Annotated in this window: 6 protein-coding genes and 1 pseudogene; 1 reads left to right on the top strand and 6 read right to left on the bottom strand. The window is 37.2% G+C overall.

The window, feature by feature from the left end:
* Window positions 1-424: 424 nt before the first annotated feature.
* The 5 genes from hppD to F6K06_RS21865 form a co-directional block, all read right to left on the bottom strand.
* Entirely contained in the window at window positions 425-1,486 is a 1,062-nt protein-coding gene (gene hppD / locus F6K06_RS21885; protein ID WP_124145114.1) for a 4-hydroxyphenylpyruvate dioxygenase, read from the bottom strand.
* Window positions 1,487-1,857: 371 nt separating this feature from the next.
* A complete protein-coding gene (locus F6K06_RS21880; RefSeq protein ID WP_124145113.1) occupies window positions 1,858-2,565 on the bottom strand; it encodes an SDR family oxidoreductase in 708 nt (235 codons plus the stop codon).
* A gap of 325 nt (window positions 2,566-2,890) precedes the next feature.
* Window positions 2,891-4,300: an NYN domain-containing protein gene (locus F6K06_RS21875; protein WP_124145112.1), complete on the bottom strand. Its 1,410-nt coding sequence runs from the start codon at window positions 4,298-4,300 to the stop codon at window positions 2,891-2,893.
* Between the two features lie 1,732 nt (window positions 4,301-6,032).
* Window positions 6,033-7,028 carry a pentapeptide repeat-containing protein gene (locus tag F6K06_RS21870; RefSeq protein ID WP_124145111.1) on the bottom strand — a complete coding sequence of 332 codons (996 nt, stop codon included), beginning with the start codon at window positions 7,026-7,028 and terminating at the stop codon, window positions 6,033-6,035.
* 158 nt (window positions 7,029-7,186) lie between these two features.
* Window positions 7,187-8,809, bottom strand: a complete 1,623-nt coding sequence (locus tag F6K06_RS21865; protein ID WP_124154692.1) for a hypothetical protein — start codon at window positions 8,807-8,809, stop codon at window positions 7,187-7,189.
* 896 nt (window positions 8,810-9,705) lie between these two features.
* On the opposite strand from F6K06_RS21865, the gene F6K06_RS21860 reads away from it, so the two are divergent.
* The gene (locus F6K06_RS21860; protein ID WP_124145109.1) at window positions 9,706-11,205 is read left to right on the top strand and encodes an NAD(P)/FAD-dependent oxidoreductase; all 1,500 of its coding nucleotides are present in this window, start codon (window positions 9,706-9,708) and stop codon (window positions 11,203-11,205) included.
* A 240-nt stretch (window positions 11,206-11,445) separates the two neighbouring features.
* On the opposite strand, the pseudogene F6K06_RS21855 reads toward F6K06_RS21860, so the two are convergent.
* Window positions 11,446-11,722 (bottom strand): annotated as a pseudogene (locus tag F6K06_RS21855) (reverse transcriptase domain-containing protein); the annotation flags it as partial.
* Between the last annotated feature and the right edge of the window lie 154 nt (window positions 11,723-11,876).

Here is an 11,876-nt window from a genome sequence, read left to right as displayed (position 1 = left end):
TCCTCCTGACTTCCCCTCCCAGGGGTTATATTAAATCCGTTTAATTCGGTATAAAAAAATGTTCCATCTTCAACCATTACCAAATATCTCCCCATCTCTCACACTCCCCACACTCCCCACACTATGAATCTAATTACACCGATGCTACCGGATTTGATATTACGGGTGGGTTGACTCCTAAGAAACATCCTAGCTATTTGTCGCAAATATTTATTGATTTGGTATAATATGAAATCCGGTTATACAGTTGTCGCACTCTATACTTCTATTCAATGCAGACATAAAATGCCGGAATATCCCCAGATAATTCCCACTCTCATCCTTCCTTTATCCTTGATCCTTGATCCTGACTCCTTGATCCTTGATCCTGACTCCTAAATGATAGGATAACTAATTATCCGGATACTATATCAGTCCAATACTCTTAACTTTTGCCCAAACTACCTCGCTGCATTTGCTCTCTTTCTATAGCTTCAAATAAAGCTAGAAAATTTCCTTCACCAAAACCTTGAGCTTGCATTTGTTTACCATTCACCCAAGCAACCCTGCGTTCAATAAACTCAAAAAATACAGTTGGTTGAGGAAAAATGGGTTTGGTGAAAATTTGCAGTAACATTGCTTCCGGTCTCATTTCCTGCCAGTCTAGCAAAATTTGATATTCTTGAACTTTTTGCCAGTCAACTTCCGGTAAATAACTTAATGCTTTTGCTTGCAGTTGAGAGTAATATGTTGCCGGAACCCGCAAAAAACCCAAACCACGCGATCGCAAATCTCCTATCACCTCCAAAATATTCTCTGTCCGTAAAGCAATATGTTGTATCCCCGCACCATGATTAGCATCCAAAAATTCTTGAACTTGAGAATTAGCAGATGCAGGTTCATTAATGGGAAATTTCACTCCACCATCTGGGTCAACCATCACTTGACTGCGTAAAGCAGATTTATCTGTTTGAATTTCAAAGCTTTGCTGGGGTTGAAATTCTAGAATTTGATGATACCAGTCGAGAGCAGATTGTAAATTATCCTCAGCTACATTCAAAACTACATGATCGATAGCTACAATATTTGTAGAGAGTTGAGAAGTAGGATGTAAAATTTGTGCATCATCAATTTTTTCAACTAGAGTATGACTTATATCTCCCCATCCGGAAATTTTTGCCCATCTCAAACCCTGTAAGTCTTGCTGAATAGGTTGCAAAACTTCTGCTCCATTCGCCGCAGCTTTGGCCACAACTGAGTTAAGGTCTCGAACCCTAAAAGCGACATCACCTACTCCGGGAGGATGTATCCTGAGAAAATCAGCAACAAAATTTTCTGATGTGATGGGAGAGGATAGGGCAAAATATACTCGACCTCTGTTGATAATTTCCTTATGAGTATGTTGAGTGGTTTGAGAGGCGATCGCTTTAAAGCCTAATTTTTCAATAAACCAATCTCGTGACTCCATTGCATTTTCAACGTAGAAGTGAATGTGATCGAATTCCATAACCAACCTTTATTACTGATGAGCTTAAATTCTTTTCTTTACCGAATAATTAAGGTAAAAATCCTCTCCTTTAAAGGAGAAACAATGAATTATAGCAATGTGCGCTGGCATCTTTACAAATTGTACGAATTGTCCAATAGCTAAAAGTCTTATATTATCAGATTTTTATTCCCCCTATTGCCTTCCGGAGCTGTGGCCTGTTGCCTGCGCGCAGCGCTATAATTTTCCTTTGAGTCTTACCTCTTCCTTTCCAAGAGAGGTAATTATTAATTGTTGAAAGGACTTACGCAAAGACACTACATATAGTAGATAAAAACTATAGCACTATGATATATATAGTGTTTTTCTTGGAAGAATGTGTAACTTCTGCTTTAAAAAAATAAATGACTGTCTGGCTGAATATTAATTTCCATTGGTACAGCTTGGGGTTCTGCATTGAGGGCAAACATTATTGCATCGGCAGCAGTTTCAGAACTTAGCATTTTTGAGCGATCGACCTTTAGGCTAACATTATCCCAGAAAGGTGTATTCACTCCTCCGAAATAGAAAAGAGTCACCTTAATACCATAGCGTCGTAACTCATCCGCCATACATTTACTCAAACCCACCAAACCAAACTTAGAAGCACAATATACAGTCCCCATGGCCATTGAATGTTTGCCGAGAATACCAATAACATTGCAAATATGGCCTGATTTTTGTCCTTTCATGACATTGGCAGCGGCTTGACAGGTATAGAAACTGCCTTTCAAATTGAGGTCAAGCATAATATCTAGGTCAGCAGGTTCAATTTTGTTCCATTGTTTGAGAATACCTGCTCCTGCTGCATTGATTAACACATCAATTTGGCCAAAATGACTGGAAGTTTTTTCCATTAGAGTTTCTACTTCCTCTGGGTTGGTAATATTTGTTGGTACAGTAATAACTTGGGTAGTAGATAGTTGAGTGGCTAAATTGTCCAATCTACTGCTATCTCTGGCCGCTAATACTAAGCTCGCACCAGAATTTGCCAGTTTTTCTGCCACTACTGAACCTATACCACCAGTAGCACCCACAACTACAACAACTTTGTCCTGCATTAACTTTCTCTTTACATTTCTTTACATATATTTTTATAATATAGTACTATGAAAATAGGACTCGGAGATTCCTCTATTTCCTTGCTCCGGTTTTCCCTACTCCCTACTCCCTTTCCACTCAAATTTATTCAGGACTTAGGCAAATTGACCTTTAAAGCACCATCTTTAGGGGCGAATGGCATTTGCTAAGGTAGAGCTGCCGATAACGCACTAGCTATATGTAGAGTCCCTATGTGGGATGTATTCAAAGTCCCTACCTATTCCCTATTCCCTATCCCCTATTCCCTAAGCACAAAAATCATAGCTAAATTCACCAATGCCGACTTTATCTCAAGCTTACGAACCAACGACCTTCTTCAGATTGATGCAACTTCAGCGAACTACACAACTCCAAATATTTGGGAAATTTTTTACTAGGTTGAAACCGCTTAATAGTTTTAGTAATTGGTCTACCATATAGTCGGTGAAACTCACTGCCGAGATTAGAAATAGGAACATAATTATTTGGAGATCCATCAATTAATTTACTCACAATTTTTACTAATACTTTTTCCATGATTTCCTGAGAAGTAATTTCAGAAATATCCGTAATATTGGTAGGTACTTCGCCATTATCTGTAGGAGGAGTTAAACTTTTTTGTTCCGGTTTAAACAAATTAAAAATGCTGACATAAGTTTGGGATTTTTCCGACGGTTGATGAATTGCAAAATAAGCTGGAAAATTGACAAATATTTGTCTAGACTTTTGGTCAGGAAAGTGATTTAAAACTACATCTTTAAGATTCACTTTATAGGTTTCTTTATACAACGCAGAAATTCTCGAAAATTTAATCCATTGTAGTCCTATTTTTTCTGATTCAGACCTGATTAACTCCTGTAATTGAATAATAAATGTGTCAATAGTAGGTATGTCTGGGACAGAAATCGCATATACTTGTGACTCCCCAGTTTGACTATTTAAAACAGTAATTTGGTTTTTATATTTCCGTACTTGATACACAGTTAATCCATGAGATTGAAGAGTAGTACCCAGATGAGTTAATCCTCGATCTGAAGAACAAACTAAAACTTCTTTAGCTGTGGGATAATTGACAAAAATAGAAGCACCTACAGTTGCCATTTTCAAATCAGCACTATCCTTGCCAGGAGGAACATGAATTAATTGATAACCACGTTGATGAAATTCTTCATCTTTTTTTCCCATACTGCGCCAATTAGCAAAAGCAACCTTAATTTGAATCGGATAATTGCAGATATCTACAAGGATTTTTTCTGTTTCAATATCAAGGTGTAAATTTTCTACATCTAACAATAAAATCGCCATACCAGACTCAACCAATTTAGTTCCATTTGTAGAGAAATCAGGAATCTGAGAATTAGTAATTTTGTCTGATGAAATGATATTTATTTCTGGATAAATGAATCTATCTATCTGAGAAATTAAAGCATTATATCGATCGGAATTAATAAACTCGGGAGTCAGAAGAATATGAAGATAATTTATGACTTTAAGCTGTAAATCCTCCTTGGTTGCAGCACAAGAAAGCCCTTTTGTCAACTTATTAGTCAAAGTAGATTGATTCTTGGCATTATTCCAAGGAATGCTCTTGTACTTTGGATTTATCCATTCTGGATGTTGTTGTTGAATAGAAACGATCGTTTGGTAAATATAATTGCTAATGGCCTTAATAGCAGTAGCATTATTAGTCATCAGCAAACCAGAATTATCTGACATAGTCCATAAGCAATTAATGGTCACTCAATTTTGGATGATTCACAATTAGCTTGGATCTACCATTTTGAGACCTATAGCAAAGAACGAGTTGGTTAAAACATAGACTGACAATCGACCTTAGATAGGGAAATGTTTTTCCCACTGTTGCCTCTGTTGCTATGCGTGCCGTCTCTTGGTCGGCATTATCATGGCGTTCCCTTCGGGAATGGAGGGACAGGAAATCCGAAAAGTGCAGAGGTCATCCGCTTTTAATATCGGCGTTTCGGCTATCGGCGACATGAAAAGCTTTAGCTCCTCTGTAAGAGGCTAGCCGTTAACGTACTTGTGCCCTAGCTTTTAGCGGAGCTTTACCCTAGCAAAACGCCTGTTTCCCACAGCTTTCGTCTGCCACCGATGCGGGGTTGCATCACTGTTCCTTATTGCCTGTTGCCTGTTCCCTGCTATACACATATCAATCATTTGACATACTCCCGACGTTGCGCTTGAGCTACAACGTGGAATTCGCTAACATAGCTTGTAGGAGCTTTTTGCTTCCTCTTGACAGAGGAGCTACCCTAACATAGCACCTTCCTCCAAGGACGAACCTTTTCTGGTCTCAAGGCGCGCTCCACAGTATGTCGCCAATCTGACGGCTTTCCTATAAACTGCTAGCCTAGCATCCTGATTAATTCTAACATACTATTAGGAAAACCGCAGCATTGATTAGTTTTCTCATCCCTCTGCTCCCACCCTCAGGAGAGTGCGGGTCTTCAAACAAAGTTTAGATCGGAGATCCCTAATAGTTTGACAATCCATTTTAATATGGCCACAGTCAATTTATGTTATAAAGTAAATAATATTTTTCTCCTCATACCAAATTCATTTCTAACTTGCATAGAATAATATCTCGATCGGGGTTGACTGTAGATCGAGATAGACAAGTTAATAAATTTCATAATTCTGTGCCACCTCACATAAAATTGGTATCACACCTAAAAGCTAACACCTAACACCTAATACCTAATACCTAATAACTAATTTTGTGCAGCCTCACATAAAATTGGTATCACTACAAACTTGAGTAGTAGAAAACTGGGGGGTGGTATCTGCAAAGAGATACTGCGAACTAATTAGTTTGTCAGGCTACCTGAAGACCCATCCCGTATTGAAAAAATCACTATGAATTCAAACATGAAGCCTACAGAATAACTCAACGGTAGCGAAAGGGGCGTTGCTGAAGTGTCATTTCAGTTATTAGTTAGCCTCCTGCCGGAGGAACTGCGTTAACAGTATCTATGCAATAAGGAGGCTTGAAAGATAGAATATTCTCTTTGTCTTGGTCCATTGGATATGACGAGGAAACCCGCTCTTGACAGAGCCGCTTCGCTGTTAGCGTTTGCGGTAGCATTCCGGAACGGAAAGCTTTGCGGTAGCAAACTCCATCCCAACCTACGGGAAGCTACGCTAACGAAAGCTTTTTATCCCCTTAATTAAAAGGGGAGGCACATACCCACAATTTCTTGGTAAAATTGAAAAATTTATGTTTTGCGTTGATACTTAATCTAAAAATCGTTACCATTCAGCAACGTCGTGAAAAGAACTGAAAAACATGGCAAGCACAACTATTATAGAAATATTTGCCCAAAACTATTCAGACAGGAGTATTAAGAATTAAAATTAATTTCAATTAAACAAGAGTTAAGAAAAACCTTCCTCTCAAAAGTGAGAATATCCTGAAAATACATATCAAAAATTAACCGTGAATATCTCCATTAGGCATTACAGCACCTTGCATTTGAGCACCACTTAAATTAGCTGTACTTAATTCAACCCTGGTTAAGATTGAGTCATTCAAACTGGAATTACGGAAATTTGCTTTTGCGAGATAAGCGTCAGTTAGGTCTGCTTTAGTGAGATTGGCCTGACTTAAATTGGCTCTGCTAAGATCGGCCCTCACCAAATTTACTTGAGTTAGATTTGCTTTGATTAACTGAGCTTTACCCAATTTTACATCTGCCATGACCGCGCCAGTTAAATTCGCTTCATTCAGCCGTGTATCCATTAATCCTGCTCTTTGAATTTTGGCATTAATTAAACTTGCCCCAGATAAGTTAACTCCTGCCAAATTAGATTCTGTTAAAAATGCCCCATCCAAAATTGTTTGAGCTAAGTTTGCTTTTGTTAATTTAGCACCTCTAAGTAAAACTTCACTTAAGTTTGCTCCTCTTAAATCAGCTTTTGTTAAATCTGCCCCAGTCAAATCAACACCACGCAAATCAGCTCCACGCAAGTTTACTCCTCTAAGATTAGCTATTTTATAAGCTCGCTTTTCATGGCGGAGATTTGCTCCACGCATATAAGCACCACGCAAGTCAGCACCCTGTAGATTAACTCCTCGCATATCTGCCCCACTCAGATTAGCATCAATTAAACTTGCTAATTCTAGATTGGCCTGCCGAAAGTCTGCATTCTGTAAGTTTGCGCCATGAAGATCGACATCAGCCATTTTAACAGATTGCAAATTTGCTTGAGTTAGATATGCACCACTGAGTCTGGCAGTAATTAGGTTAGCACGTTGTAGATTAACTCGGTTAAGGAAGGCTAATACAAAGTCTGCTCCTTGAAGATCTGCTCCAGAGAAATTTGCACCAATTAAATCTGCTCCATTTAACTGTACACCTTTAAGATTGATGCCATGAAAATCAGTATCTCCTGCTGCATATCTTCTCAGAATTTCACCACCACTCATTATAATTTTCCTTTCCTTACTTAAAAAATTAACTCGAAGTAAGAAGGAAGAGGTAATCAGGAAGAAGGTTAGTTAATTGTTTTGACTAAAATCAATTCTTACGTCTTACTTCCTTCAGGTTTTACTTCTTCTTTCTTACTTGTTTTCATCAAAATATTTTAGCATTCAATTGTTTGCGTCCAAGCAATTGATTTTTCTCCTAGTTTTCTACCATGAATTTTGACATTTTTCAGAGATTCTGATTTCAAACTAGCAATTTTTTGTTGCACTAATGAAGTTACCATTTCTTGATTTGGGATTTGCTCAGATTCTAGGATAAGATGTAGCCAACCATTTCTTCTACCAGCTATTATTTTAATTTCTTGTTGCTGAAGTAATTGATGAATTATTAAGGCAACTGCTTTTGGATTACCTTGGGTTGCTAATTCTAGAATTTTTTGTTGATTCTCATCAACACTTTCTTTTTTTTGTTCTAATTCTGTAGAGTTGGTATTGCTAGAATTACTGAAGTTAAGTTTTTTTCTTTCTTCTATTTCTAATTGTTTCAGAATTTCTTTGAATTTTGTGGACTGGTCTTGTATATTACTAATTAAATTTTCTAACGCTGTATATTTTAATAATAAACGTTGTTCTTCTAGCTCAGATTGTAAAAGGTGGTTTAAAGTTTCCTCTAAGGAAATAAATTGTGTTTCTACAGTATCCATTACAGTATCTACACTCTGATTTACCAATGTAGAAATTTCATGCTCTATTTCTAATTTTTGTTTGATTGAATCTAGGATATTTTTTCTTTCTATAGAATCTGTTTGCTCTTGGCCTTGACTATCTATTTTTGGTTGAATAGTAACAGAAGGGATTATTTGTTGTGGCTCAATTGAATCGGTAACATTTTTGGCTTTTTGTTGATTATTTTTTTGGTGAATTCTTTTTGTTTGGGAATTTTCAAATGAACTTATAGACGATGATTCTTGAGTAAAAAAATTACCTTTCTGAAAAGCACTGTTATTTTCTGGATTGCTGATTTTTTGCTCTGAATCTTCAACTTGTACTTGACTATTTGTAGGTAGGATAATTTCTGATGAATAGCAAGTACTTAAAGCATTGATAATTACATTTGCTACTTGAACATATTCATCTGGAGATTCAAAATTATTAGCCATACTATATAAAGAAGATTCTAAATCTGTAATAGATAGGCATAAATTAAATATTTGCCTGATTAGACTATCTAAGTTTTTTGTTTTCAGCAATAACCAATCTCTTTCCCCAAAATTAAATTGATGTTCTACGATTGAAAAAATCAGAATTTTTGTCTTTAATGGATTAGTTCCTTCCATGATTTTTTGCCGGACATCAAACAATTTTCCAGGGTCTCTTTCATAAGATTCTTCTACTACTAATCTATCTTTAAGAGTTATTTGTTCACCTGAATCTCCCTGAAGACCCCAAATGGGACTAGATTCCATAATTGTCATGTCTTCTTCTTCTTCAGGATATAGTTTACCTACACTCTCAATAATTTTCTGTGCTAATAAACCATATTCTGTTTTTTTGTTAACTTTAGAAACTATTCTAGATAAGCGATGATCTAAGGTTTCTATATTTCCGGTTTTTTGATATAATTCTTCTATTAATTCCTTGAGATTAATTTCTTCTAATTTAGTTTCATCATTTTCCCACCTGCCTTCGCAAGCACAATAGATTACTTTCTTAATTCTGATTAAATCTCCATCTTGTTTGAGTTCATTAACTACTGTATCTATGATTGAAAATGATTCCATACTTTTTATCCCTGAATAATTTGTAATTTTTTTTCTAAGTTATTGAAACTTTAAAATGATTTACTGATAATAGTCACATCTTAAACATCAGTTTGGGCAAAAAATAATACTCAAATTGCTGTTCATCAAAAATAGGATTTTATTGGATAATTCAAGATGCTGTGTTTGATTTAGCTATAGTCATGGATAATAATCAGCCCATTATAAATTATATAGTAGTCCTATTTGAGTTGTGCAGAAAATATCTCGGAATTAGGCAACAGGAGTAAGGCTTTTCACTTTTTGATCTACTATTCGATTGTTTACAAATTATTTAAGCTACTATATTACTGTGGTTATAGAATTATTTGAAATACAAAAGTAATATAGTCATCAACTCTACTAGAATATCAAGTCAATTTGTAATTAATTCAGTCACTTTGCTACAGTAGAAAATTATTAAGCTGTTTAAATATTGAACAGCTTATATCAATTTTGGGAAAGGGAACCAGATGGGGAGATTGGGAAATAGTCCGATTTAATATTGAAGTGTGGATAGAATTATAAACATATACTGTATAACCGGATTTTATATTAAACAGAACTTACGCAAAGATACTATATATAGTAGATAAAAACTATAGCACTATGGTATATATAGCGTTTTTCTCGGAAAAATGCGTAAGTCCTGTTCAACCCAAAAGAAAAAGATAATTATCTTTTCTGTGGCGGGTTTAATACCCCACCATCAACGGGGGTGCTTAAAATTGTGTGGGGTTTGAATCCATAAGCAATTTTCCCTTCTGTCTTTCCTAGGTCATGCTACGCAAACAGTTCCCACTGCCTTCTGCCTTCTTCAAAAAGAGGTCTTAGATTAATAACTGTTAAAGCTATTGTCAAAAAAAAATTAATATGATATGGAAAACTTTAATGTAATAGTCATTGGTAGTGGTATTGGAGGATTAGTTGCAGGAGCAATGCTAGCCTACTATGGCAAAAAAGTATTAGTTTGTGAAAGCCATGCTATCCCTGGGGGTGCTGCTCACTCTTTCTCCCGCCAAGGTTTCCACTTTGACTCTGGCCCTTCGTTTTATTGTGGATTAGCTGACCCCAATAGTCTCAATCCTTTACAAAAAGTCCTAGAAATTTTGGGAGAATCTATTGAGACAGTTGTCTATGACCCTCTGGGACACTATCATTTTCCTGAAGGTAGTTTACCTATCTATTCTGATGCGTCGTCCTACATAGAAGCTGTTGCTAAGTTCACAACTCAAGGTGCTGAAGAATTAGAACAATTTCAAGAGCATCTCTTGCAAATATATAACGGCCTGAAAGAAATTCCCACTACAATTTTAAGAGCTGATTTTTGGTTAATTCCTATTTTATTGGGAAAATATGGATTATCTTTGCTGAAGTTACTGCCTTCTCTCAGAGATATTGGGGGTTCTGTTGGGCAAATAATGGACAAATGGGTGCAAGACCCATGGGTACGTCGTTTAATAGACTTGGAATGTTTTCTCCTCTCTGGTTTAAAAGCTGATGGTACTGTTGCTCCAGAAGTGGCCTTTATGTTGGGAGAACGTTCTAACTCAGTTGTGGAATATCCTATGGGTGGTAGTGGTGCTATAGTTGATGCTCTGGTTAGAGGTCTAGAACGTTGGGGTGGTGAGTTACGCTTGAATACTCATGTGGAACAAATATTGATAGAGTCTGGCAAGGTAATAGGGGTGCGGTTGCGTGGGGATGAAGTTGTTAGAGCGAATATTGTGATTTCCAATGCTACGATTTGGGATACCTATACTAAGTTATTGCAATTAGAAGATTTACCTTTTTCTTACCGCGAAGTTGCTTTGGCGACTCCTGCTGTAGAAAGTTTTATGCACTTACATTTGGGTATTCGTGCTGATGGTTTGGAGGATTTGACGGGACATCATGTGGTTGTGCTTGATGGGGATGTTGATATTAGCACTCCTGGCAATACTTGTATGATTTCTATTCCTTCGGTTTGGGATTCTCATCTTGCTCCCCCCGGTCATCATGTGGTTCATGCTTATACTCTGGAATCTTTTTCTGGTTGGCAAAAGGATGACTCTTATCAACAACGCAAACGTGAAAAGGCTGAGTCTTTATTTTTGGCTTTGGAAAGGGTTATTCCTGATGTCCGACAACGTATAAGTCTGGAGTTAATTGGTTCCCCTCTTACTCATGCTCGTTTTTTACGACGTTATCAAGGTTCTTATGGGCCAGCTATTGTCGCTGGTGATGGTAGTTTCCCTGGGCCTCATACTCCTATTCCTGGTTTGTATCGAGTGGGTGATAGTACGCTGCCTGGTATTGGTGTTCCGGCAGTGGCTGCTTCTGGGGTGATTTGTGCTAATACTTTGGTTTCTGTTTATAAGTCTTTGTCTTTGATTTAGCTGTTTATTTTTTAAGTTATGGGGAGAGAGGCGATCGCTTACTTAATTGATTGAATAAAAAATCAAGAGTACGGGCGAGTTGCAACCCATAATACAATACTACTTGGAAAAAAATCCCCTGTCAACTCTCTTTACCCTTCCATGGCGCGGATTTTTTTGGGAATGGTTTGGCTCATATTTTTTGAGTTGGTGGTTCTGTGGATGATGGGGGGATGGGGACCCACCCTTAACCCCTCCCAGGAGGGTATGACAAATTCTCATCTTTATCCTCTTGTAGTTCTAGTCCTACAGGTTTTAACCATTCTTGGATTGCTTTCTTGCATTGTAGAATGACCTCTAATTCTCTATGAATTACTACGAAATCATCAGATACGCTGATGATTTTGGGTTTGTACCCTTGGATATAATTCTTCTGGTTAGGAAAAATTTCTTGGGTGTCCCTAATCATTCCATCCAATGCGATGTTAGCCAGCAGAGGTGATATGACACCACCCTGAGGTGTGCCAGACTCTGTTTCTTTGACATACTCCCGGCATCAAATCAGAGATTATGATGCGGGATTCTCATCATTGATGATTCTACGCTCACAGAGATGACTTAGATGGACAATATCACTATTACCAAACCAGAGGTCGGACTCTCCCGTAGCTTTTGGGTCTCCCCCAGATTCC

It is taken from the genome of Okeania sp. SIO1H4 (genome assembly GCF_010672695.1).
In the GTDB taxonomy this organism is placed as follows: Bacteria; Cyanobacteriota; Cyanobacteriia; order Cyanobacteriales; family Microcoleaceae; genus Okeania; species Okeania hirsuta.
Note: the sequence above shows the minus strand (reverse complement) of the source record. Positions and strands in the feature narration are given on the sequence as shown.